The sequence below is a fragment of the Roseateles amylovorans genome, from assembly GCF_025398155.2.
Classification (GTDB): Bacteria; Pseudomonadota; Gammaproteobacteria; order Burkholderiales; family Burkholderiaceae_C; genus Roseateles; species Roseateles amylovorans.
On the sequence record NZ_CP104562.2, the window covers coordinates 2,148,142 to 2,169,734 of the forward strand.

Consider the following 21,593-nt stretch of genomic DNA (forward strand, 5'->3'; position numbering starts at 1 on the left):
CATGGGTATGAATGTGGGAAGCTCCAACGGCAGTGACGAGCCGGAAACCATGCTGGACGTCAACACGACGCCGCTGATCGACGTGATGCTGGTGCTGCTGGTGATGTTGATCATCACCATCCCGATCCAGCTGCACTCGGTCAACCTGGACATGCCGCCGCCGAACAACAACCCGCCGCCTCAGGACCCGATCGTCCATGAGGTTGCGATTGACTTCGACGGCACCGTGTTCTGGGACGGCATCGCTGTGCCGAACCACGCCGCGCTGGAAACCAAGCTGTCGGAGGTCGTCGCGATCCCCGATCAGCCGGAAGTCCATATCAAGCCGAACAAGCTGGCCGAATACGGTTATGTGGCGTCGGTGATGGCCTCCGCGCAGCGCCTGGGCGTCAAGAAGATGGCCATGGTCGGGAACGAACAGTTCCTCAACTGATGGCTGCCTGATTTGGTGTTAGAACAGAACGCGCTGCCCGCGAGGGCGGCGCGTTTTTCTTCGTAGGAGAGCAAGCGAATGAAACTGAAACTGCTGGCTACGGCCGCTGTTGGCGCCGCGGCGCTGTTGATGGGTCAAACGCCCGAGGGCACGCTGGGCCTGATGAGCCAGTCTGCTGCGCAGGTCCGTCCGGATGTGGGCAAGCACCTCAAGGCGGCGTCCGATCTGCTGAAGGCAGGCAAGGCGGTCGAAGCCCTGGCCAAGCTCCGGGAAGCGGAAGCCGTCCCCGGTCGCAACGCCGATGAGAACGCCGCGCTGGAAGGTCTGCGCATTGCCGCCGCCTCCCGCACCGGTGATGCCGACGCCATGGTCAAGGCCTTCGATGCGCTGAACGCCGCCGGTCGCCTGCCCGCCAACCAGAAGCTGCCGATGATGGAATCCATCGCCGGCACCTATGCCCGTGCGGGCAACAACGCCAAGGCGCTGGACTGGGCGAACAAGTACTTCGCCGCCGGCGGCAACAGCGCCGCGATGAAGCAGGTGCAGACCTCCGCCCAGATGCGTTCGGGTGACGTGGGCCCGGTCCTGCGGGACACGCTGGCCGACATCGCTGCCGCCGAGAAGGCCGGCCGCGCGCCGGACAAGGAGAAGCTGGACCTGGCCTTGTGGGCTGCCAACAAGAAGGGTGATGGCGCGACCGAGTCCGCCATGGTGCAGAAGCTGCTGCACTACTACCCGACCAAGGCGCTGTGGAAGCAGGTGCTGGGCACGCTGCAGAGCAAGAAGGGCTTCTCTGCCGCTCGCTATCAGCTCGACATCCTGCGTCTGCGCCTGGCCACCGACAACATGGACGGTGCCAACGACTACATGGAACTGGCGCAGCTGGCCGGTGCCGCGGGCTATCCTGACGAAGGCAAGAAGGTCATCGACAAGGGCTTCGCCGCCGGCGTGCTCAAGCCGACCGACGACAACGGCCGTCCGAAGCGCCTGGTCGACCTGCTCGACAAGCGCATCGCCGAAGCCAAGGCCGGTCAGGCCGCCGCCGAACAGGCCGCGCGCAGCGCCCGTGAAGGCGATGACCTGGTGAAGCTGGGCCTGGCGCTGGCACATCGCGGCCAAGGTCCTGCAGGCATCAAGCTGATCGAGGAAGGCATTGCCAAGGGCAACCTGAAGCGTGCGGAAGACGCGAAGCTGTACCTCGGCATGGCGCAGTTCCTGACGGGCGACAGCGCGAAGGCGCAAGCCACCTGGCGCACGGTCAAGGGCACCGACGGTTCCGCGGACATCGCCGGCATGTGGGGCGTCTACGCCCGCAGCGCGAAGAAGTGATCGCCCTGGCGGCGGCTTTATGCCGCCGCCTCGAAGCGATCTGCTCGTGCCCTGCGGATCACACCGACGCGCTGTGAACCTGCGCTGAATCGTCGATCTGCAGTGGCATCAAGCACAAAGGCCTCCCGGCTGACGTCGGGAGGCCTTTTTCTTTGCGGCGCCGCCCTGTGGCGACGCCGTGGGACCGAGAAAACCCGGCGCCGCTTACTTCGGTGCCATGCGGATGGCGCCGTCCAGGCGGATGACCTCGCCGTTGAGCATGTCGTTGGTGATGAGCTGGTGGACCAGCTTCGCATAGTCCTCCGGACGGCCCAGACGCGAAGGGAAGGGCACGCTGGCGGCCAGCGCGTCCTGCACCTCCTGCGGCATGCCGAACAACATCGGCGTGCCGAAGATGCCGGGCGCGATGGTCATGTTGCGAATGCCGTTGCGGGCCAGATCGCGGGCCACGGGCAGGGTCATGCCCACCACGCCGCCCTTGGAGGCCGCATAGGCTGCCTGGCCCATCTGGCCATCGAATGCCGCGACCGAGGCGGTGGAGATCATCACGCCGCGTTCACCGGTCGATTCCGGCTCATTCTTGGCCATGGCTTCCGCAGCCAGTCGGATCATGTTGAAGCTGCCGATCAGGTTGACCTGGATCACCTTGGCGAAGGTCGCAAGCGAGTGCGCGCCTTCCTTGCCGACGGTCTTGGCGGCGGGCGCGATGCCGGCGCAGTTGACCAGACCCATCAGCTTGCCCAGCGCGACCGCCTTGGCGACCACGGCCTGTCCATCGGCCTCCTGGCTCACGTCGCATTTCACGAAGGCGCCACCCAGTTCCTGTGCCAGCGCTTCACCGCGCTCCACCTGCAGGTCGGCGATCACGACCTTCGCGCCCTCGCGGGCCAGCATGCGTGCCGTGCCTTCTCCCAGGCCCGAGGCGCCGCCGGTGACGATGAAAACCTTGTTGGCGATGTCCATGGCTTGTCTCCTTCCGTTGACGTTAACGTCAATTGCGAGTTGAAAAAAGAGCGACTCTGCGGTCGCCCTTATGGCGCATCAACGCGGACCCGGGGCCCGCGTGCGACACGCTGGAATCGATCGGTATGGGCGCATTGGGCTACCCGGACCGCTGCGGCTGCTTGGGCGGATCAGGCGAGCGCCGCGAGGGCGCGCGAGGTGATCTCGTCAACCGAGCCGATGCCTTCGATGCGGCGGTACTGCGGTGCCTGGGCATCGCCGCTGGCGGCCCAGTTCGAGTAGTAGTCCACCAGCGGACGGGTCTGCGACTGATAGACCTCCAGGCGCTTCTTGACGGTCTCTTCCTTGTCGTCGTCGCGCTGGATCAGATCTTCACCGGTCACATCGTCCTTGCCTTCGACCTTGGGCGGATTGAACTTGGTGTGATAGCTGCGGCCCGAGCCCGGATGCACGCGGCGGCCGCTCATGCGCTCGACGATGGCTTCGTCAGGCACGGCGATCTCCAGCACGTAGTCCAGCTTCACGCCGGCGCTCTTCATCGCATCGGCTTGTGGGATGGTGCGCGGGAAGCCGTCGAACAGGAAACCCTTGGCGCAGTCCGGTTGGGTGATGCGTTCCTTGACCAGGCCGATGATGATGTCGTCGCTCACCAGGCCGCCGGCATCCATCACCTTCTTGGCCGCGAGGCCCATTTCGGTGCCTGCCTTGACGGCGGCGCGCAGCATGTCGCCGGTCGAAATTTGGGGAATGCCGAACTGTTGGCAGATGAAGGCCGCCTGGGTGCCTTTACCGGCGCCAGGGGCGCCCAGAAGAATCAGTCGCATGGGTCTCCTCGATACAGGGAGAGGGCTCGTCGTCTGCGGACGCGCCCTCGAAAACTGCGGGCGAGAATAGCATGCGCCAGCCTTCGCCCCGCTGACGCGGCAAGGGAATGAACCCGTCTGTAACCCTCGCGGGCTACTCGCCGCGAGAGACTGTCATCGACCGGATGCCGCTTGGAATCGGATGATCAGCCCGCCGCACCTTCCATCAGGCTGCGCACGCGTGCCAGGTCTTCAGGGGTGTCCACGCCGGGGCCGGGGCGCTCCGGGCTGACATGCACCGCGATGCGCTCGCCGTGCCACAGCACCCGCAACTGCTCCAGCGCCTCGATCTGCTCGAGGGGGCTGACGCTGAGCGTGGGGAAGCGGCGCAGAAAACCGGCGCGGTAGGCATACAGCCCCACATGCCGCAGCACCGCGGACGGCTTGATGCGAGCGCCGCCGCCGGGAGCGTCGCGCCACCAGGGAATCGGTGCGCGGGAGAAGTACAGCGCCAGACCTTGCGCATCCGTCACCAGCTTCACGACGTTCGGGTTCGCGAACTCTTCGTCGCTGTCGATCTCGTGGGCGACCGTGGCCATCTGGCACTGCGGACGCGCCGTCAGCAGGTCCGCGCAGGCGCGGATCATGCCCGGCGCGATCAGGGGCTCATCGCCCTGCACATTCACCACCACCGCGTCATCGGGCAGGGAGAGCAGCTCGCAGGCCTCCGCCAACCGATCGCTGCCGCTGGCATGGTCCGCACGCGTCATCACGGCGCGCACGCCGTGCGCTTCGCAGGCGCGCCGAACTTCCTCGGCATCGGTCGCGACGACCACCTGCTCGGCACCCGCCAGCGCGGCGCGACGGGCGACCTGCACGATCATCGGCGCACCGGCGATGTCTGCCAGCGGCTTGTTCGGCAGCCGCGTCGAGGCCAGGCGCGCCGGCACGATGATGTGAAAGGCGGTCACGCCTGTTCGCCTTCGGTATCCAGCGAGCGGGCTTCGGTGGCCAGCATCACGGGGATGCCGTCCCGGACCGGGAAGGCCAGGCGGTCCGCGGGACACACCAGTTCACGGGCGGGCAGGGCGCTGTCGGGGCCGTGTCGGCGGTCTTCCAGCGGGCCCTTGCAGACGGGGCACACCAGCATCTCGATGAGTCTATGGTCCATGGTCGGGCAGCAGTCGCCCCAGCTCTCGCTGAAGCGCTTCCTCAAAAGCAGGTTCGGGGCGGAAGTCTAGCGCCACCACCCAGATCCGGCAGCCTTGCAGCGGCTCGGGACGGAGCTTGATGGCGTCCTTCTCGGTGATGACGACCTCATCGGTGCGGGCCCAGGGCAGGGGGTCCAGCGACGCGTGATCGGGCAGGGGCAGCGCGCGAAAGCTCAATCCCTGATCGCCCAGCATGTCGAAAAATCGTTGCGGTCGGGCCAGACCGGCGGCAGCAATCAGGGGTTTGTTGCGCAGCGCATGCAGGCGTTCCAGCCGCGCCGGTTCGCCGCGCCACCAATCCGCCAACCCCACCGCACCGGCCAACTGGCGTGTGCCGACGAAGCCTGGCAGCGCGGTGCTGGGGCGGCCGGTGCTGTAGAGCACCAGCTGGTGGGCGGTGCTGCCGGGTGTGGGCGGAAGGTCGCGCGATTGGCGCAGCGGGCCGGCGGGCAGCAGTTGCCCGTTGCCCAGGCCACGCTCGTCGAACACCAGGATGCTGAGCTGACGCGGCAGGCGCCAGTGCTGCAGGCCGTCGTCCGAGACCAGCACCTGAAGCGCTGGATGGGCCGCCAGCAGCGCCCGCGCCGCGGCAACGCGGTCCCGACCCACCGCGACCGGCACCCGACCGCGTTGGGCGATCAGCAAAGGTTCATCACCGACGTCTTCGGCGCGGTCGCCGTCCTGGATGAGGCGCACCTCGCGGTCATCCGCGCGGCCATAGCCTCGGGAGATGACGCCGGCGCGCACGCCCAGGCGGGCCAGTGACTCCAGCAGTGACAGGGTGGTGGGGGTCTTGCCGGCGCCGCCGACGACCCAGTTGCCAACCACGATCACCGGGACCGGCAGCGAAGCGGTCCGTTTGAGTCTCAGTCGATAGAGCAGGCTGCGGAGCTTCAGCACGCCGCCGTGCAGCAGCGAGAGCGGACGCAGCGCCCGAGCCAGACGGTCGTCGTCTCGCCAGGCGCGCTGCAGCCGCTCTTCGAGTGCCCCCCGGCTCATTCCCGGGGTTTATTGGCAGCGAAGGTCAGCCGCGGCAGGTTGGCGCGGCGCGCCGCATCCATCACGTTCACCACCGCCTGGTGCGGCGTGGCCGCATCGGCGGAAATGATCACGATGGGGTCGGGCCGACCTTGCGCAGCCTGTTGCAGGGCCGTGGTGAGCAGGTCGACGCTGCGACCCTCCACGGCCTGGTGGTCGATCGCGTAGCGGCCGTCCGCGGCGATCGCCACGATGATCTCCGCCGGGCGGTCCTTCATCGTCTGCGAATCGGCGGTGGGCAGCGTCACCTGAAGTTCAGTGAACTTCGAATAGGTGGTCGACAGCATCAGGAAGATCAGGACCACCAGCAACACGTCGATGAACGGGATCAGGTTGATCTCCGGCTCCTCGTTGTGACGACGGCGGAACTTCATTTGGCCGCTGCCTTCGTCGGCTTGGCCGGCGCCACGGGCGGCGTCACCGGTTGGCTGCTGCCTGAGGCCTGGGCCAGCGCGCGGTTGCTCAGATGGGTCAGCAGCCGTTCGCTGGCCTGTTCCATGTCGATGACATAGGACTCCACCTTGCCGCGGAAGAAGCGGTAGAACATCAGCGCCGGGATGGCCACGATCAGGCCGAAGGCGGTGTTGTAGAGCGCGATCGAGATCCCGTGCGCCAGCAGGGCCGGGTTGTTGCCGGTCGGGCTCTGGCTGCCGAAGATCTCGATCATGCCCACCACGGTGCCCAGCAGACCCAGCAGCGGCGCGGCCGCGGCGATGGTGCCCAGCGCGTTCAGGTAGCGTTCCATCTGATGGATCGCGTGGCGGCCAGACAGCTCGAAGACCTGGCGCAGGCGGGGTTCGCCGCCACGCGGGTCCGCCTGCGAGGCGCGCAGGCCCGAAGCCAGCACCTGACCGAGCAAGGAGTTTTCAGCCAGCTTGCTGACAACGTCTTGGCTGGGGATCTGAAACTGGGTGACGCCCAGCACTTCCTCAATCAGGCTGGGCGGCGCCACGCGGCTGGCGCGCAGGCTGACAAAGCGCTCGATGATCAGGGCCAGAGCCACCACGGAACACAGCAGCAGCGGCCAGATCGGCCAGCCGGCGGCTTGTATGATCGAAAACAAGGCATTCCCTCCGTTCGGGCATCTTGAGGCCCGGCGCGCATTATGGCGCCACGCGGCGTTCCCGCAGACCACCGGATCACCTCCTCACAAGCCCTTACAAACATCCACCGATCCTGTGGATAACTTTGTGGAAAAGCGCGTGAGCAATGGCGCCAAGGCCGATTTCTACGGGGTACGAATTGGCTTGCCACAAAAAACAGCAGAAAAAATCCATTGAAAAACAAGCGCTTATCGTTATGTGACGGCCGCATGACGGGCAACATGGCCCGCGGGAACAGTATTGGCGCGGCTGTGGAGTTCCTGACCCGCGCCACGCCTGGGTTTGCACATGATTGACGGCTCGAAACCCGCATCAGCACGGATGGTCTGGGGGGTCGGTGCCCTGTTGACGGCACTTTCCGACGCGTTGCAGGCGCGATTCCCGGTGCTGACGGTGCAAGGCGAGCTCTCCGGGTTCACGCGCGCGACCAGCGGCCACTGTTACTTCAGCCTGAAGGATGCGGACGGCCAGGCGGCCATGATCCGCTGCGCCATGTTCCGCCGGGCCGCCAGCCTGGTCGATTTCTCGCCACGCGACGGTCAGAGCGTGGAGATTCGCGGACGCGTGGCGCTGTATGAGCCACGCGGCGAGCTCCAGTTCGTCGTCGAGGCCATGCGCCGATCCGGCGAGGGCGCGCTCTATGAGCAGTTCCTCCGCCTGAAGGCCCGGCTGGAAGCGCAAGGCCTGTTCGATCCGGACCGCAAACGCGTGCCGCCCACCTTCGCCCGGCGCATCGGCGTGATCACCTCCACCGGCGGCGCCGCCCTGCATGACGTGCTCACTGCACTCGCGCGCCGCGCGCCGCATGCGCAGGTGTTCATCTATCCCAGCCTGGTCCAGGGGGCGGAAGCGCCTGCGGCCCTGGTCCGTGCCTTGAATCTGGCCAATGACCGGGCCGATGCGGAAGTGCTGCTGCTGGTGCGAGGGGGAGGCTCGCTGGAAGACCTGTGGGCCTTCAACGATGAGCGGGTGGTCCAGACGATTGCGGAATCACCGCTGCCGGTGATCTGCGGTGTCGGCCATGAGACCGATGTGACGTTGGCCGATCTCGCCGCCGACCTGCGCGCACCCACGCCGACCGCCGCCGCCGAACTGGCCACCGTCTCCCGTCAGCAATGCCTGGAGACCCTGGCCGCGCTGGAGCGGCAACTGCATCGGCGGCTGGAACAGAGGCTGGACGGTGTGGCCCAGCGGCTGGACCGCCTGGCGCTGCGGCTGGCCCGCCCGGGTGATGCGCTGGCGCGTCAGCGTCGGCGTCTGGACCTGCTGTCGCAGCGCGCGGGCCAGGTCGTGCCGCGGCGAATCGCGATGCAAGGGCAGCGGCTGGACCATCTGGCGCAGCGGCTGGCGCGTGCCTTGCCCCAATCGCTGCAGCGGGGCGGGCATCGGCTGGAATCGCTGGGCGCCCGGTTGCAGGCGCTGGACCCCCGTCAAGTGCTGGCGCGCGGTTACGCTTGGCTGGACGATGGTCAGGGTCATGCGCTGGCATCGATCCAGCAACTCAGCGAGGGTCAGGACTTGCGCGCCGTGCTGGCCGACGGCGAAGCCCAATTGCGCGTCCAGCGGGTGCACGCCCTCCAGGCCGATGACCTTCCTTAATCCCCTTCGATCGGGCGCCCAGGCAAGCTGCCTACAATCGCCGCGATCTTTGTCCAAACTCAATAGAGGAGTGCCTCATGGAACATATTCTTCCCGACCTGCCCTATGACAAGGGCGCGCTGGCGCCGCACATCAGCGCCGAGACGCTGGAGTACCACCACGGCAAGCACCACAAGGCTTACGTGGACAACCTGAACAACCTCCAGAAGGGCACCGAGTTCGAGAGCAAGACGCTCGAAGAGATCGTCAAGACTTCCAGCGGCGGCATCTACAACAATGCGGCCCAGATCTGGAACCACACCTTCTTCTGGAGCTGCCTGAAGCCCAATGGCGGTGGCGCACCGAGCGGCCCGCTGGCGGACGCCATCAACGCCAAGTGGGGCAGCTACGACGCCTTCAAGGAAGCCTTCCAGAAGAGCGCCGTCGGCAACTTCGGTTCCGCCTGGACCTGGCTGGTGAAGAAGGCCGACGGTTCGGTCGACATCGTCAACATGGGCGCCGCCGGCACCCCGCTGACGACCGGCGACAAGCCGCTGCTGACCATCGACGTGTGGGAGCATGCCTACTACATCGACTACCGCAATGCCCGCCCGAAGTTCGTCGAGACCTTCTTGAAGAGCCTAGTGAACTGGGAGTTCGCGCAAGCGAACTTCTGATCGGGATCACGACCCGCGACGGCGCCTGAGGCGTCTGACGCGGGTGCGTGCCAACCCTGAATGAACAACGGCCCGGATGATCCGGGCCGTTTCTGTTTGTGGAGGCCAATCGGCCCTGAAAAGTGAGGCAATTGGGCGTCAGCATCCATTCACTGCGATGACTGCCGTCAATTATTTCGGCCAGGGGCCGCCGCGAAGTTTGGTGCCTGCCTTCAGGGCGCGTTTGGAGAACCAGCCTTGGTTCATTTCCAGCACATAACGCACCGGTTTGGCCGAGCAGTGCGAGGCCTCGGACAAGGCCTGCATCTCATCGATATTGACGATGCTGCCGTCATCGCCGACAAAAGCGATGGACAGCGGAATCAGGGTGTTCTTCATCCAGAAGCATTGAACGCCGGCCTGCTCGAACACAAACAGCATGCCGGCATTGGCTGGCATTTCCTTTCGATTCATCAGACCGATGGCGCGTTGCTCTTCGGTGCGTGCCACTTCGGCGTGAATCAGATGCATGCCGGCGCCCAACTCCACGACCGGCAGGCCTTTCTGGGGTCCCTGTTGCGCATGTGCAACTGGCAGGATCGAACCAAAAACAAGGCTCAGGGAAGCGATTGCGAACTTGATATTGACCATGTTCAAACCTTTGGACATGTCGCATTATTACCGGCATGCCGCCGCCCATTGCCTGCGCTGATCGTGAAGAAACGTGCAGCCCACTTGCCCTCCGCCTGCGGGGCAGTGCTGCAGAGGAAACCACTGGCCTGAACACCGAAAACGCGGCAAGGGCGCGGCGCACGGCGGAGGAGATGGACTTGGTGAATCCGGCCATGGATGCGGGAAATTCGCTGGGTCCGGTGCCTGGATTGAGTGAGGCGGATGGCACAGCGATTGCCCGGTCCGTTTCCATGGCGTCGGCGCAGGCCGCGCCAACCCCTTTTCCGTCGCTCTCCAGCTTCACGGATTGGATCTCGGTGGAGTCCCCCGAGCATCCGGATTCCGTCGCGCGATTGGCTTCATCCAGCCCCCCAGTTCCAGGCGCTGCATCATCGCCAGCGTCGACCGCCTCGCCTCTGGGCGCCGTGCCCCCCACCACCTCGCCCCCCTTGGCCCGTTCCCGACTGCGCCTGTCCGGCATGCACTGTGCGGGCTGTGCCGGTTTGATTGAATCGCTCCTGGACGTGCAGCCTGGCGTCGTGCGGGCCCAGGTCGGCGCCGCGACCCAGCGGCTGACCCTGGACTGGTGGCCGCACCAGACCCGACTGAGCGACCTGCGCCAGGTGCTTCAGTCCGCCGGTTATGACCTGGCCCCCGATGTCCCTGACTCGGCGCAGGACCTGCGGCGCAGGGAGCACCGACAGGCGCTGTGGCGCCTGTTCGTGGCGGGCTTCCTGATGATGCAGGTGATGATGCTGGCCTGGCCGACCTACATCGCCGAGCCCGGCGAGATGACGGCCGACGTCAGCGCCTTGCTGCGCTGGGGCCAGTGGGTGATGACCTTGCCGGTGATGCTGCTGGCCGCCGGTCCGTTCTTCCGCGCGGCCTGGGTGCAGGTGCGAAGTGGTCGTGTAGGCATGGATGTGCCGGTGGCGCTCGGCCTGGCGGTGGCCTTCGTGGCGGGAACCGGCGCCACGCTGGACCCCGGCGGTGCCTTCGGACACGAGGTCTATTTCGATTCGATCACGATGTTCGTCTGCTTCCTGTTAGGCGCCCGCTACCTGGAGTTGCGGTCCCGCCATCGGGCGGCGCTCGCGCTGGAGCAGGCGGTGGATGTGCTGCCGGACCAGGTCGAGCGCTGTCTGCCCAACGGCGACGGCGAGTGGGTGAGCATCGATGATCTGACGGTCGGTGATCGGATCCGCGTCGCCGCCGGACAACGCATCCCGACCGACGCGGTCATCGAGGTCGGCAGCAGCGACACCGATGAATCCTTGCTGACGGGCGAGTCGCACCCGGTTCACAAGGTCATCGGCGATTCGGTGCTGGCGGGCAGCCTCAACCTCACCGGGGCGATGCGGTTGCGGATCACGTCGCTCGGGGCGGACACCCGGCTGGCCGGCATTCAGCGCCTGATGCGCGAGGCCTTCCTGGAGCGGCCCGGCATGCTGCGGCTGTCCGACCGTGTGGCCGGCGGTTTTCTGTGGGTGGTTCTGCTGCTGGCCGCGGGCGCGGCCGGGGTCTGGCAGTTCATTGATCCGTCACGTGCGCTGGCCGTGAGCGTGTCGGTGCTGATCGTGACCTGTCCCTGCGCGTTGTCGCTCGCAGCGCCTGCGGCCTGGGTCGCTGCCGCCGGCCGCTTGGCGCGACGCGGTTTCTTGTTGTCCCGACTGGATGCGATCGAGAGCCTGGCGCGGGTGAATCAGGTGGTGATGGACAAAACCGGCACCCTGACCGATGCAGCGCCGGCGCTCGGCGCGCAATGGCCGACCACCATGGACCCCGCAGCACGAGAGGTGGCGCTGGCCATGGCGAGGGCGTCGCACCATCCCTTGTCCAAAGCGCTGGTTCGCTCCCAGTCGTCTGCGCTGCCGTCACCCCCATCCGGAGTGCCAGACCGAGCGCTGGCTGCCGGCGTTGACCCATCGATCCTGACGCACTCACCGCATCGGCTCGACGCACCGAACGGTCCTCTGGTCGACGTGGGGTCAGGTGATGTTCTCGCCGCGCGTGCGAACCCGGGCGATCGGTCGATCGACCTTCTCGACATCCAGGAGCATCCCGGCCTCGGTCTGGAGGCGCGGGATCGCGCCGGCCAGCGGTGGCGGCTGGGCTCGGCAGCCTGGGCGTCATCCGCCGGACAGGCCCCGTCGATGCTGCCGGACGCGCAGTTGGTGTTGGGCTGCGATGGCCGGGTCGTGGCGGCCTGGCGCTTCCAGGAACAACTGCGCGATGCCGCAGTGGCCTCGGTGCAGGCCTGGCGCGACCTGGGCTTGTCGGTGACGCTGCTCTCTGGTGACCGTGCGGACCGGGTCGAATCGATGGCCCGTCAGGCGGGCATCACCCAGTGGCAAGGCGGCGCCAGTCCCGAAGACAAACTGGCCTGTGTGACGCATTTGCAACAGCACGGGGGCCAGGTCTTGATGCTTGGCGACGGGATCAACGATGCGCCGGTGCTTGCCCGCGCGCAGGTCTCGGTGGCGATGGGGCAGGGGGCCGACCTGGCCAAGTCGCGCGCCGACGCGCTGCTGGTGGGCAACCGGTTGGACGCCGTCACTCAGGCGTTGCGGCTGGCGCATCGGACCCGCGCTGTCGTGCGGCAGAACCTGGCGTGGTCCGCCCTCTACAACGCGATCTGCGTGCCGCTGGCACTCATGGGATGGCTGCCGCCCTGGGCGGCCGGGCTCGGCATGGCGCTGAGCTCGCTGTTCGTCGTGGCCAATGCGGCCCGTCTGGGGCGGGGCTGAATCGAATGGACATCCTGTACTTACTCATTCCGCTGTCCGTGGTGCTGGTGATTCTCATCCTGGGCGTATTTGGATGGGCGCTGCATTCCGGGCAGTTGGAGTCGCTCGACCGGGAAGGTCAGCGAATCCTCGAGGACGACTCTCAAGCTTGATGGCCGTCAAGGCTGTTTGGGAGTGGCTGCCAAAGAATTGCTGCCATGCAGCGAATCAGCGTTAATAAGGAGCTCCGATGAGTAGGGTTTCGAGTCCGAATGCAGAGGGCGTTCGGCCGCCCAGCTATGACGACGGGGTCGTCCGTGCCTTTGCCTTGGCCGCCGTGCTCTGGGGCGTGGTGGGCATGTTGGTGGGCGTCATCATTGCGGCCCAGATCACCTGGCCGCAACTCAACATGGACATTGCGTGGCTGAGCTACGGTCGCTTGCGACCGTTGCACACCAACGCGGTGATCTTCGCCTTCGGCGGTTGTACCTTGATGGCCACGGCTTTCCATGTCGTGCAGCGCACCGGCCAGACCCGGCTGTTTGCGCCGGGCCTGGCGTGGTTCACCTTCTGGGGTTGGCAGCTCGTCATCGTGCTGGCCGCGATCACCCTGCCGCTGGGCCTGACCAGCGGCAAGGAGTATGCCGAGCTGGAATGGCCGATCGACATCCTGATCGCCCTGGTCTGGGTGTCCTATGCGGTGGTGTTCTTCGGCACCGTCGGCATCCGCAAGGTGCGTCACATCTATGTGGCCAACTGGTTCTTCGGTGCCTTCATCATTGCGGTGGCCCTGCTGCACATCGTCAACAGTGCGGCGATTCCGGTCAGCCTGACCAAGAGCTACTCCGCCTACGCCGGCGTGCAGGACGCCATGGTGCAGTGGTGGTATGGCCATAACGCGGTGGGCTTCTTCCTGACTGCCGGCTTCCTGGGCATGATGTATTACTACATCCCCAAGCAGGCCAATCGGCCGGTCTACAGCTACCGGCTGTCGATCGTCCACTTCTGGGCGCTGATCTTCACCTACATGTGGGCCGGTCCCCACCACCTGCACTACACGGCGCTGCCGGACTGGGCGCAGAGCGTGGGCATGCTGTTCTCGCTGGTGCTGCTGGCGCCGAGCTGGGGCGGGATGATCAACGGCATCATGACCTTGAGCGGTGCGTGGCACAAACTGCGTGACGACCCGATCCTGAAGTTCCTGATCGTGGCCCTGTCGTTCTACGGCATGTCGACCTTCGAGGGTCCGATGATGTCGATCAAGACGGTCAATGCGCTCTCGCATTACACCGACTGGACCATCGGCCATGTGCACAGCGGCGCGCTGGGTTGGGTCGGATTGATCTCGATGGGATCGCTCTACCACCTGATCCCGCGCATGTATGGCCGCACCGAGATGTATTCCAAGCGGGCCATCGAGCTGCACTTCTGGATCGCCACGCTCGGCATCGTGCTCTACATCGCCGCGATGTGGATCGCCGGGGTGATGCAGGGTCTGATGTGGCGCGCGGTGAATCCGGACGGCACGCTGGTCTACACCTTCGTGGAAAGCGTCAAGGCGACCTATCCGTTCTATGTGATCCGTCTGCTCGGCGGTCTGTTGTACCTGGGCGGCATGTGCCTGATGGCCTGGAACGTGGTGATGACGGCGCGCGTCGGCGTGGCGCGTCCGCAGCCGATTCCCACCGTGCTGGCCGCGGCCTGACAAGAAGGAGAACCCCATGGCAACTTCCCATGCCAAACCCGCGGGTCACGAGCGCATCGAGACCAGCAACTTCCTGATGATCGTGCTGGTGCTGCTGACGGTGCTGGTCGGTGGTGCGGTCGAGATCGTGCCGCTGTTCTTCCAGCGCTCCACCACCCAACCGGTGGAAGGGCTGCAGCCCTACACCCCGCTGCAGCTGGCCGGACGTGACGTCTACATCCGGGAGGGCTGCTACAACTGCCACTCCCAGATGATCCGGCCGCTGCGGGCCGAGACGCTGCGCTACGGCCACTACTCGGTCGCTGGCGAATTCGTCTACGACCATCCTTTCCAGTGGGGCAGCAAGCGCACCGGGCCGGACCTGGCACGCGTGGGCGGCAAGTACAGCGATGAGTGGCATCGCCTGCACCTGATCAACCCGCGTGACCTGGTGCCCGAATCCAACATGCCCGCCTACCCCTGGCTGGCCGCCGGCAAGGTTGATGAAACCGAGCTCGCGCCCAAGATGCGTGCCCTGCGCACGGTGGGCGTCCCCTACACCGACGCTCAGATCGATCAGGCCGCCTCTGAGGTGAAAGGCAAGACCGAGCTCGAAGCGGTCATTGCCTACCTGCAGGTGCTGGGCACCGCGCTCAAGAAGTGAGGGACCCCATGAACATGGATCTTCTGGATCTCAACACGATTCGCGCGGCGGTCACGCTGGTGTCGATGGTGGTGTTTCTGGCGATCGTCGGCTGGGCCTATGCCAGGCGCAATCGCCAACATTTCGAAGAATTGGGCTCGCTCGCCTTGATGGGCGAGGAGCCGGACGCACGAGGAGGTCGCGATGAGTGATTTCGTGTCGAACGGCTGGTCGCTGTTCGTCGCCGCCACCACGGTCCTGGGGCTGTTGCTGTGTCTGGTGCTGCTGATCATTGCCAGTCGCCGCAAGCCGATGGCCGATGACAACAGTACCGGCCATGTGTGGGACGAGGACCTGAAGGAGCTGAACAACCCGCTGCCGCGTTGGTGGATGGGCCTGTTCGTTCTGACGGTGGTTTTTGCCGGCGGTTATCTGGCGCTTTATCCCGGCCTGGGCAGTTATGCCGGCACGCTCAACTGGAGCAGCGGCCAGCAGTACAAGGACGAACAAGCGCGCGCGCTGGCCGCCATGGACCAGGTCTATGCGAAGTTCAAGGACCTGCCGGTCGAGACGCTGGCCCGGGACAATCAGGCGCACGGCATTGGCGAGCGTCTGTTCGCCAACAACTGCGCCAGCTGCCACGGCTCGGACGCCAAGGGGTCCAAGGGCTTCCCCAACCTGACCGACAACGACTGGCTCTACGGCGGTGAATACGACACCATCGTCACCACGATCACCAACGGCCGCCAGGGCGTGATGCCGCCGATGGCGGCGGCCGTCGGCACCGGTGACGACGTCCGCAACCTCGCCAACTACGTGCTGAGCCTGTCGGGCAGCCCGCACAACTCGGTGGCGGCGCAGCTCGGCAAGTCGAAGTTCGCGGCCTGCGCGGCCTGTCACGGCGCGGACGGCAAGGGCAACCATGCCCTGGGTGCGCCCAACCTGACCGACAAGGTCTGGTTGCATGGCTGGGGCGAACCGGCGGTGATCGCGATGATCAACAACGGCAAGCAGAACGTCATGCCGGAGCACGGATCCCGGCTGAGTCCCGAGCAGATCCGGGTGCTGGGCGCCTATGTGTGGAGCTTGTCCAACCAGCCGAAATAACGCCAGGTGAACCCCATGGACATGCGCAACCAGGCGACGCCGCCCCCCCCGCCAGACGGATCCAAGACCATCTGGATGTATGCGGCGCAGCCCAAGATCTATCCGCGCAGTGTCCATGGCTGGTTCGCCGTCTGGCGCTGGGCCCTGGTCTTCGCGACCCAGGCCCTGTTCTACGGCTTGCCCTGGCTGCCCTGGAACGGGCGCCAGGCCGTGCTCTTCGATCTGGAAGCGCGCCGCTTCTTCGTTTTTGATCTCGTCCTGTATCCGCAGGACTTCATCTACTTGACGGCGCTGCTGCTGATCTCGGCCTATGCGCTCTTCTTCTTCACCGCGGTGGCGGGTCGGCTGTGGTGCGGTTATGCCTGTCCGCAGACGGTCTACACCGAGATCTTCCTGTGGATCGAACGCCGCATCGAAGGTGACCGGGCGGCCCGTATCCGGTTGGACAAGGGCGGGCTGGGCGCGGAGAAGTTGCTGCGTAAGACCGGCAAGCATGCGGCCTGGCTGGCGGTGTCCTTGTGGACCGGTTTCACTTTTGTCGGCTACTTCACGCCGATCCGCCTGCTCGGCTCGGAAGCGATCCACGGTGCTCTGGGCGCGTGGGAATCCTTCTGGGTGCTGTTCTACGGCTTTGCGACCTACGGCAATGCGGGCTTCATGCGGGAGCAGGTCTGCAAGTACATGTGTCCGTATGCGCGCTTCCAGAGCGCCATGTTCGACAAGGACACGCTGATCATCAGCTATGACCCGGCGCGCGGTGAGCCGCGCGGACCGCGTTCCAAGAAGGTGCAGCCGGCCGAGGTCGGTTTGGGGAGCTGCGTGGATTGCGGCTTGTGCGTGCAGGTCTGCCCGACCGGCATCGACATCCGCAAGGGCTTGCAGTATGAGTGCATCGGCTGCGCGGCCTGCATTGACGCCTGCGACGACGTGATGGACGGATTCAACTATCCCCGCGGCCTCATCCGCTATGCCACCCAGAACGGGATGGACCAGGGATGGACCTCGAAGCAGCAATGGCGCCGGGTGTTCCGACCGAGGGTGCTGATCTACGGTGCCATCCTGGTGGCGATCTCCGCCGCCTTGATGGCGAGCCTGTGGTTGCGCACCCCGTTCCGGGTGGACGTGATCCGGGACCGTGCCTCGCTGGCCCGGCTGGTTGATGATGGTTACATCGAGAACGTCTATCGGCTGCAGATCATGAATGCGGCCGAGTCCAGCCAGCGCTTCACGATCACAGCGGAGGGTTTGGAGGGGCTGCAGTTGGTGCCCGCGATCGGGGTGCAGACACTGTCGCCTGCGGAAGCGCGCTGGGTGACGGTGTCGTTGCGGGTGCCGCCGGAGACGGCGCAGTCCCTGGGAGCTGGCGCGCATCCGATTCACTTCGAGATTCGTCGACTTGATCCGAGCGGTGGGCCGGATCGGGCCGTTCTGGAGAAGTCCACCTTCGTCACGCCGCGATGAGGCGGACGATGCATCGTCGCCCAGCGGGAATCGATTCCCGGGCGACACCGATTGATCGATGTCTGGCAGCGGCGCAAGCCTGTCGGACATCTCTGAGCGACAGGCGACAGGAGACCGCGCGATGAATGACATCAACAAGGAAGCCCGTCGGCCCCAGGCCGCCACGGGTGGCGCATCGATGCCCGACCTGCCCAGCAGCGGCCCGTGGTGGCGTCATCGCATGATGTGGCTGGTGGTTGGCGGGCCGAGTGTGGTGGTGTTGGCGAGCTTCGTGACCCTGGCCTTGGCGATCACCCATCCGGATCCGGTGGTGAAGCACGAGTCGGGTGGGGTGGTCCGGCAAGCGGCTGATGAGGCCGATGCCTCCCTCGCCCCGGCGATGAATGCGCGCAACCATGCCGCGACCGGCGGGCAGCCTCAGTGAACTGATGGCGGCGTGGTCCGGCGCCGTCCAGCGCCGTCCAGCGCCTCATGCCCGCCGCGCACGGATTCGTCGTGCGTCGCCAGCCTCGTTTTTGGTTCTTCAGCGAATCGGTATGACTTCGATCAAGGGGTAACTCCTCCGATCAGGTCAGGATGCTCGACATGAAACAGCCATCGACCTCGCCAGCCCCTGATTTCATTGATGACGAGCTGCTCCGACGCTTCGATGTCGCCGGCCCGCGCTATACGTCCTATCCCACCGCAGATCGATTCTCCGAGCTGTTTGGTGCCGAAAGCCTGCGACATTCATTGGTCCAGCGCCGCAGCGGGCCCCAGGCGGCGCAGCCGGTGTCGCTCTATGTGCACATTCCGTTCTGCGAATCCATCTGCTACTACTGCGCCTGCAACAAGGTCATCACCCGCCACCATGAGCGGGCCGCGGCCTATCTGGATCTGCTGGACATCGAACTGGGCTTGGTCGCTGCGGCGCTCGGCTCGACGCCCGAGGCCTCTCAGCTGCATCTGGGTGGCGGCTCCCCGACCTTCCTGAGCGACGATGAACTCGCGCGGCTGATGCAGGCCCTTCGCCAGCGCTTCCAGTTCCGTGCGGATGCGGAGATCTCGATCGAGGTCGATCCGCGCACGGTGGACGCGAACCGCCTGGCGCGGCTGCGTGAATTGGGCTTCAACCGGTTGAGCTTTGGCATCCAGGACTTCGATCCGCGGGTGCAGCGCGCGGTCCATCGCGAACAGAGTCTGGAGAGTGTCGCGGCGCTGATGGTCTCGGCACGAGCGCTCGGCTTCCAGTCCATCAACGCGGACCTGATCTACGGTCTGCCGATGCAATCGCCCGAATCGTTTGCCACCACGGTGCAGCAGGTGGCGGCGCTGCGGCCCGATCGCATCGCACTGTACGGCTACGCGCACCTGCCGCACCGTTTCAAGCCCCAACGCCGCATTGACGAGACCACGCTGCCGCCGGCCGAGAGCAAGCTGCGCATGCTGTCCGGCGCGATCAGCGGGTTTTTGTCCGAGGGCTACAGCTACATCGGCATGGACCACTTCGCTCTGCCGGACGATCCACTGGCCGTCGCCAAACGGGCCGGTCGCCTGCATCGCAATTTCCAGGGCTACAGCACACAACCGGATCGCGACCTGATCGCGCTGGGCGTCTCCGCGATTGCCCGGGTGGGCGCACACTACGCCCAGAACCTCAAGACACTGGACGCCTATGAAGCCGCACTGCGGGCGGGGCGCTTGCCGGTGGAGCGTGGATTGACGCTGGACCGGGATGACCTGATCCGCCAAGCCGCCATCATGGCCTTGATGTGCCAAGGGCGACTGGACATTCCGGCGTTCGAGCAGATCCATCATGTGGACTTCGATCAGTACTTTGCGGCAGAACAACCGAGACTTCGTCAACTGGCGAATGACGGCTTGGTCGCGCTGGTCCCTGGGGCCATCCAAGTCACGCCTTTGGGCTGGTATTTCGTCCGTGCGGTGGCGATGGTCTTCGATCGATACCTGCGGCGCCCGGTGAGTGCGTCACCGGAGGCGGGCGAGCGCGCTGAACCGGTCCGCTTCTCGCGCATCCTTTGACGGAGGTGAATGGACCATGCTCGACCTGACGCTCGTCGGATCCGCCTTCTTGATGGGCGCCGCCGGCAGCGTGCATTGCGCGGCCATGTGTGGCGCGCCGTGTGCGGCGGTCACCGGGGGGGCGCGCTGGCCCGCCATGGGCAGCTTTCAGGTCGGGCGGCTGGTCGGCTATGCGACCGGTGGCGCGATTGCGGCAGCGAGTGTCGCCGGGCTGGTGCGTTGGGGCGAGACGGTGGCCTGGCTGCGTCCGCTCTGGCTGGGCCTGCATCTGGTGGCGCTGGCATTGGGCCTGTTCCTGCTGTGGCGGGGCGAACAGCCCGGATGGTTGCAGCGGCTGTGGCCTGAGCGGCCACCCGCCGTCGGCACCGTGTCAGTGGGAGCCCTTCGTGAAGCCAAGACCGCTTGGAGCATGCCGGTCACCGCCGGCTCTGCGGGCCTGGCCTGGCTGGCTTGGCCGTGCGGGTTGCTGCAGTCGGCCCTGGTTGTTGCTGCACTGGCCAGTGGACCCTGGCAGGGCGCGGCGGTGATGGCGGCATTTGCGCTGGCCTCCTCGCCTGGGCTGCTGGCGGGACCCTGGCTGTTGCGACGTCTGTCCACCCTGGGCCGGGGCGGGCAGGGCGGCGGGATGGCGCTGGCCGGCGGTCCGGGAATGGCGCCGGGCGTTTCAGGCGGTCCGGGCGCTGGCTTGATGCTGCCAGTGGGCGCGCGCGAGATGCGCTGGGCCACTCGGATCTCGGGCGGATTGCTGATGGCGGGCGCTTGCTGGGCGCTCGGGCATGGCGTCTGGGCGCAGATCCGCGCGTATTGCGGCTAGGGCCATTCATGCATCGGTTGGCCGAAACTTTCGCTGTCATAGAATCGGCGCTTCCGGTTTACCCACCCACCTACGCGATTCGCGGAGACAACTCCATGTACCAGCACATCAAGGTGCCCGAGGGCGGGCAGAAGATCACGGTCAACACCGACTTCTCGCTCAATGTTCCCAACAACCCCATCATCCCGTACATCGAGGGTGACGGCACCGGTTTCGACATCACCCCGGTGATGATCAAGGTGGTGGATGCGGCGGTGGCGAAGGCCTACGGCGGCGCCAAGAAGATCCACTGGATGGAGATCTACGCCGGCGAGAAGTCGACCAAGGTCTACGGTCCGGACGTGTGGCTGCCTGAAGAGACGCTGCAAGTCCTGAAGGAATTCGTCGTCTCGATCAAAGGTCCGCTGACCACGCCGGTCGGCGGTGGTATCCGTTCGCTGAACGTCGCACTGCGTCAGGAACTGGACCTGTATGTCTGCCTGCGCCCGGTGCGTTACTTCAAGGGCGTGCCTTCGCCGGTGAAGGAACCGGAAAAGACCGACATGGTCATCTTCCGCGAGAACTCGGAAGACATCTACGCCGGCATCGAATTCGAAGCCCAGAGCGACAAGGCCAAGAAGCTGATCAAGTTCCTGCAAGAGGAATTCGGCGTCAAGAAGATCCGCTTCCCGGAAACCTCGGGCATTGGCGTGAAGCCGGTGTCCAAGGAAGGCACGGAGCGTCTGGTCCGCAAGGCCATCCAGTACGCCATCGACAATGACAAGCCCAGCGTGACCATTGTGCACAAGGGCAACATCATGAAGTTCACCGAAGGTGGTTTCCGTGACTGGGCCTATGCCCTGGCGCAGACCGAATTCGGCGCTGAGCTGATCGACGGCGGCCCGTGGTGCAAGTTCAAGAATCCGAAGACCGGCAAGGACATCGTGATCAAGGACAGCATCGCCGATGCTTTCCTGCAGCAGATCCTGCTGCGCCCCGCCGAGTACTCGGTGGTGGCTACGCTGAACCTGAACGGCGACTACATTTCCGACGCCCTGGCCGCACAGGTCGGTGGCATCGGCATCGCCCCGGGTGCGAACCTGAGCGACTCGGTCGCCATGTTCGAAGCCACCCACGGCACGGCGCCGAAGTACGCTGGCAAGGACTACGTGAACCCCGGTTCCGAGATCCTGTCGGCCGAAATGATGCTGCGCCACATGGGCTGGACCGAAGCGGCTGACCTGATCATTTCGTCGATCGAGAAGTCGATCCTGTCGAAGAAGGTCACCTATGACTTCGCCCGCCTGCTGGACGGCGCGACCCAAGTGTCGTGCTCGGGCTTCGGGCAGGTGATGATCGAGAACATGTAAG

24 protein-coding genes are annotated in these 21,593 nt (G+C 65.6%); 16 read left to right on the forward strand and 8 right to left on the reverse strand.

From position 1 onward, the window contains the following. Position 1: 1 nt before the first annotated feature. Positions 2 to 433, forward strand: a complete 432-nt coding sequence (locus N4261_RS09185) for an ExbD/TolR family protein (protein WP_261759852.1) — start codon at positions 2 to 4, stop codon at positions 431 to 433. Between the two features lie 78 nt (positions 434 to 511). Then, on the forward strand, positions 512 to 1,762 hold the full coding sequence (locus N4261_RS09190) for a hypothetical protein (protein ID WP_261759853.1): 1,251 nt from the start codon (positions 512 to 514) through the stop codon (positions 1,760 to 1,762). Between the two features lie 204 nt (positions 1,763 to 1,966). Here the strand turns inward: N4261_RS09190 and N4261_RS09195 are convergent, their stop codons facing one another. From N4261_RS09195 to N4261_RS09225, 7 genes are all read right to left on the reverse strand, one after another. Then, positions 1,967 to 2,725: a 3-hydroxyacyl-CoA dehydrogenase gene (locus N4261_RS09195; protein ID WP_261759854.1), complete on the reverse strand. Its 759-nt coding sequence runs from the start codon at positions 2,723 to 2,725 to the stop codon at positions 1,967 to 1,969. 170 nt (positions 2,726 to 2,895) lie between these two features. Further along, the gene (gene adk / locus N4261_RS09200; protein ID WP_261759855.1) at positions 2,896 to 3,549 is read right to left on the reverse strand and encodes an adenylate kinase; all 654 of its coding nucleotides are present in this window, start codon (positions 3,547 to 3,549) and stop codon (positions 2,896 to 2,898) included. Between the two features lie 185 nt (positions 3,550 to 3,734). Beyond that, positions 3,735 to 4,499 carry a 3-deoxy-manno-octulosonate cytidylyltransferase gene (gene kdsB / locus N4261_RS09205; RefSeq protein ID WP_261759856.1) on the reverse strand — a complete coding sequence of 255 codons (765 nt, stop codon included), beginning with the start codon at positions 4,497 to 4,499 and terminating at the stop codon, positions 3,735 to 3,737. Continuing rightward, positions 4,496 to 4,699, reverse strand: a complete 204-nt coding sequence (locus tag N4261_RS09210) for a Trm112 family protein (protein ID WP_261759857.1) — start codon at positions 4,697 to 4,699, stop codon at positions 4,496 to 4,498. Before N4261_RS09210 ends, kdsB begins: the two co-directional genes overlap by 4 nt. Next, positions 4,689 to 5,738, reverse strand: coding sequence for a tetraacyldisaccharide 4'-kinase (gene lpxK, locus N4261_RS09215; RefSeq protein ID WP_261759858.1), 1,050 nt, complete (start codon positions 5,736 to 5,738; stop codon positions 4,689 to 4,691). Before lpxK ends, N4261_RS09210 begins: the two co-directional genes overlap by 11 nt. Further along, the gene (locus N4261_RS09220; RefSeq protein WP_261759859.1) at positions 5,735 to 6,151 is read right to left on the reverse strand and encodes an ExbD/TolR family protein; all 417 of its coding nucleotides are present in this window, start codon (positions 6,149 to 6,151) and stop codon (positions 5,735 to 5,737) included. Before N4261_RS09220 ends, lpxK begins: the two co-directional genes overlap by 4 nt. After that, positions 6,148 to 6,840 carry a MotA/TolQ/ExbB proton channel family protein gene (locus N4261_RS09225; RefSeq protein ID WP_261759860.1) on the reverse strand — a complete coding sequence of 231 codons (693 nt, stop codon included), beginning with the start codon at positions 6,838 to 6,840 and terminating at the stop codon, positions 6,148 to 6,150. Before N4261_RS09225 ends, N4261_RS09220 begins: the two co-directional genes overlap by 4 nt. On the opposite strand from N4261_RS09225, the gene N4261_RS09230 reads away from it, so the two are divergent. From N4261_RS09230 to N4261_RS09240, 3 genes are all read left to right on the forward strand, one after another. Then, a complete protein-coding gene (locus N4261_RS09230; protein ID WP_261759861.1) occupies positions 6,827 to 7,057 on the forward strand; it encodes a hypothetical protein in 231 nt (76 codons plus the stop codon). The genes N4261_RS09225 and N4261_RS09230 overlap by 14 nt on opposite strands. Positions 7,058 to 7,168: 111 nt before the next feature. Continuing rightward, the gene (xseA, locus tag N4261_RS09235; RefSeq protein WP_261759862.1) at positions 7,169 to 8,479 is read left to right on the forward strand and encodes an exodeoxyribonuclease VII large subunit; all 1,311 of its coding nucleotides are present in this window, start codon (positions 7,169 to 7,171) and stop codon (positions 8,477 to 8,479) included. Between the two features lie 77 nt (positions 8,480 to 8,556). Further along, entirely contained in the window at positions 8,557 to 9,135 is a 579-nt protein-coding gene (locus N4261_RS09240; RefSeq protein WP_261759863.1) for a superoxide dismutase, read from the forward strand. Positions 9,136 to 9,306: 171 nt separating this feature from the next. On the opposite strand, the gene N4261_RS09245 is transcribed toward N4261_RS09240, so the two are convergent. Next, entirely contained in the window at positions 9,307 to 9,783 is a 477-nt protein-coding gene (locus tag N4261_RS09245) for a DUF192 domain-containing protein (RefSeq protein ID WP_261759864.1), read from the reverse strand. Between the two features lie 452 nt (positions 9,784 to 10,235). Here N4261_RS09245 and N4261_RS09250 point away from each other — a divergent pair, with 452 nt between their 5' ends. The 11 genes from N4261_RS09250 (at position 10,236) to icd (ending at position 21,592) form a co-directional block, all read left to right on the forward strand. Next, complete coding sequence (locus N4261_RS09250; RefSeq protein ID WP_261759865.1) at positions 10,236 to 12,533, forward strand: heavy metal translocating P-type ATPase; 2,298 nt, start codon at positions 10,236 to 10,238, stop codon at positions 12,531 to 12,533. 5 nt (positions 12,534 to 12,538) lie between these two features. Further along, positions 12,539 to 12,685, forward strand: coding sequence for a cbb3-type cytochrome oxidase assembly protein CcoS (gene ccoS / locus N4261_RS09255; RefSeq protein ID WP_261759866.1), 147 nt, complete (start codon positions 12,539 to 12,541; stop codon positions 12,683 to 12,685). Between the two features lie 77 nt (positions 12,686 to 12,762). Beyond that, positions 12,763 to 14,217 (forward strand): cytochrome-c oxidase, cbb3-type subunit I, encoded by a 1,455-nt coding sequence (gene ccoN, locus N4261_RS09260; RefSeq protein ID WP_261759867.1) that lies wholly within the window; start codon positions 12,763 to 12,765, stop codon positions 14,215 to 14,217. Positions 14,218 to 14,233: 16 nt separating this feature from the next. After that, entirely contained in the window at positions 14,234 to 14,860 is a 627-nt protein-coding gene (ccoO, locus tag N4261_RS09265; protein WP_261759868.1) for a cytochrome-c oxidase, cbb3-type subunit II, read from the forward strand. 8 nt (positions 14,861 to 14,868) lie between these two features. Beyond that, complete coding sequence (locus N4261_RS09270; protein ID WP_261759869.1) at positions 14,869 to 15,051, forward strand: cbb3-type cytochrome oxidase subunit 3; 183 nt, start codon at positions 14,869 to 14,871, stop codon at positions 15,049 to 15,051. Beyond that, positions 15,044 to 15,946, forward strand: coding sequence for a cytochrome-c oxidase, cbb3-type subunit III (ccoP, locus tag N4261_RS09275; RefSeq protein WP_261759870.1), 903 nt, complete (start codon positions 15,044 to 15,046; stop codon positions 15,944 to 15,946). The genes N4261_RS09270 and ccoP overlap by 8 nt, the downstream gene beginning before the upstream one ends. A gap of 21 nt (positions 15,947 to 15,967) precedes the next feature. After that, positions 15,968 to 17,407 carry a cytochrome c oxidase accessory protein CcoG gene (ccoG, locus tag N4261_RS09280; RefSeq protein ID WP_435532057.1) on the forward strand — a complete coding sequence of 480 codons (1,440 nt, stop codon included), beginning with the start codon at positions 15,968 to 15,970 and terminating at the stop codon, positions 17,405 to 17,407. 121 nt (positions 17,408 to 17,528) lie between these two features. Beyond that, the gene (locus tag N4261_RS09285; RefSeq protein ID WP_261759872.1) at positions 17,529 to 17,831 is read left to right on the forward strand and encodes a hypothetical protein; all 303 of its coding nucleotides are present in this window, start codon (positions 17,529 to 17,531) and stop codon (positions 17,829 to 17,831) included. 161 nt (positions 17,832 to 17,992) lie between these two features. After that, on the forward strand, positions 17,993 to 19,429 hold the full coding sequence (hemN, locus tag N4261_RS09290; RefSeq protein ID WP_261759873.1) for an oxygen-independent coproporphyrinogen III oxidase: 1,437 nt from the start codon (positions 17,993 to 17,995) through the stop codon (positions 19,427 to 19,429). A gap of 16 nt (positions 19,430 to 19,445) precedes the next feature. Continuing rightward, positions 19,446 to 20,243 carry a sulfite exporter TauE/SafE family protein gene (locus tag N4261_RS09295; protein ID WP_261759874.1) on the forward strand — a complete coding sequence of 266 codons (798 nt, stop codon included), beginning with the start codon at positions 19,446 to 19,448 and terminating at the stop codon, positions 20,241 to 20,243. Between the two features lie 95 nt (positions 20,244 to 20,338). Further along, entirely contained in the window at positions 20,339 to 21,592 is a 1,254-nt protein-coding gene (icd, locus tag N4261_RS09300) for an NADP-dependent isocitrate dehydrogenase (protein ID WP_261759875.1), read from the forward strand. Position 21,593 lies beyond the last annotated feature (1 nt).

Excerpts from the sequence above, each read along its gene's own strand:
- ccoO (WP_261759868.1), top strand. The coding sequence starts at position 14,234 with ATGGCAACTTCCCATGCCAAACCCGCGGGTCACGAGCGCATCGAGACC.
- N4261_RS09220 (WP_261759859.1), bottom strand. The coding sequence starts at position 6,151 with ATGAAGTTCCGCCGTCGTCACAACGAGGAGCCGGAGATCAACCTGATC.
- ccoG (WP_435532057.1), top strand. The coding sequence starts at position 15,968 with ATGCGCAACCAGGCGACGCCGCCCCCCCCGCCAGACGGATCCAAGACC.
- N4261_RS09295 (WP_261759874.1), top strand. The coding sequence starts at position 19,446 with ATGCTCGACCTGACGCTCGTCGGATCCGCCTTCTTGATGGGCGCCGCC.
- N4261_RS09240 (WP_261759863.1), top strand. The coding sequence starts at position 8,557 with ATGGAACATATTCTTCCCGACCTGCCCTATGACAAGGGCGCGCTGGCG.
- N4261_RS09190 (WP_261759853.1), top strand. The coding sequence starts at position 512 with ATGAAACTGAAACTGCTGGCTACGGCCGCTGTTGGCGCCGCGGCGCTG.
- hemN (WP_261759873.1), top strand. The coding sequence starts at position 17,993 with ATGAAACAGCCATCGACCTCGCCAGCCCCTGATTTCATTGATGACGAG.
- N4261_RS09245 (WP_261759864.1), bottom strand. The coding sequence starts at position 9,783 with ATGTCCAAAGGTTTGAACATGGTCAATATCAAGTTCGCAATCGCTTCC.
- ccoP (WP_261759870.1), top strand. The coding sequence starts at position 15,044 with ATGAGTGATTTCGTGTCGAACGGCTGGTCGCTGTTCGTCGCCGCCACC.
- adk (WP_261759855.1), bottom strand. The coding sequence starts at position 3,549 with ATGCGACTGATTCTTCTGGGCGCCCCTGGCGCCGGTAAAGGCACCCAG.
- N4261_RS09270 (WP_261759869.1), top strand. The coding sequence starts at position 14,869 with ATGAACATGGATCTTCTGGATCTCAACACGATTCGCGCGGCGGTCACG.
- xseA (WP_261759862.1), top strand. The coding sequence starts at position 7,169 with ATGATTGACGGCTCGAAACCCGCATCAGCACGGATGGTCTGGGGGGTC.
- N4261_RS09210 (WP_261759857.1), bottom strand. The coding sequence starts at position 4,699 with ATGGACCATAGACTCATCGAGATGCTGGTGTGCCCCGTCTGCAAGGGC.
- icd (WP_261759875.1), top strand. The coding sequence starts at position 20,339 with ATGTACCAGCACATCAAGGTGCCCGAGGGCGGGCAGAAGATCACGGTC.
- N4261_RS09195 (WP_261759854.1), bottom strand. The coding sequence starts at position 2,725 with ATGGACATCGCCAACAAGGTTTTCATCGTCACCGGCGGCGCCTCGGGC.
- N4261_RS09285 (WP_261759872.1), top strand. The coding sequence starts at position 17,529 with ATGAATGACATCAACAAGGAAGCCCGTCGGCCCCAGGCCGCCACGGGT.
- N4261_RS09230 (WP_261759861.1), top strand. The coding sequence starts at position 6,827 with ATGATCGAAAACAAGGCATTCCCTCCGTTCGGGCATCTTGAGGCCCGG.
- lpxK (WP_261759858.1), bottom strand. The coding sequence starts at position 5,738 with ATGAGCCGGGGGGCACTCGAAGAGCGGCTGCAGCGCGCCTGGCGAGAC.
- ccoS (WP_261759866.1), top strand. The coding sequence starts at position 12,539 with ATGGACATCCTGTACTTACTCATTCCGCTGTCCGTGGTGCTGGTGATT.
- ccoN (WP_261759867.1), top strand. The coding sequence starts at position 12,763 with ATGAGTAGGGTTTCGAGTCCGAATGCAGAGGGCGTTCGGCCGCCCAGC.
- N4261_RS09185 (WP_261759852.1), top strand. The coding sequence starts at position 2 with ATGGGTATGAATGTGGGAAGCTCCAACGGCAGTGACGAGCCGGAAACC.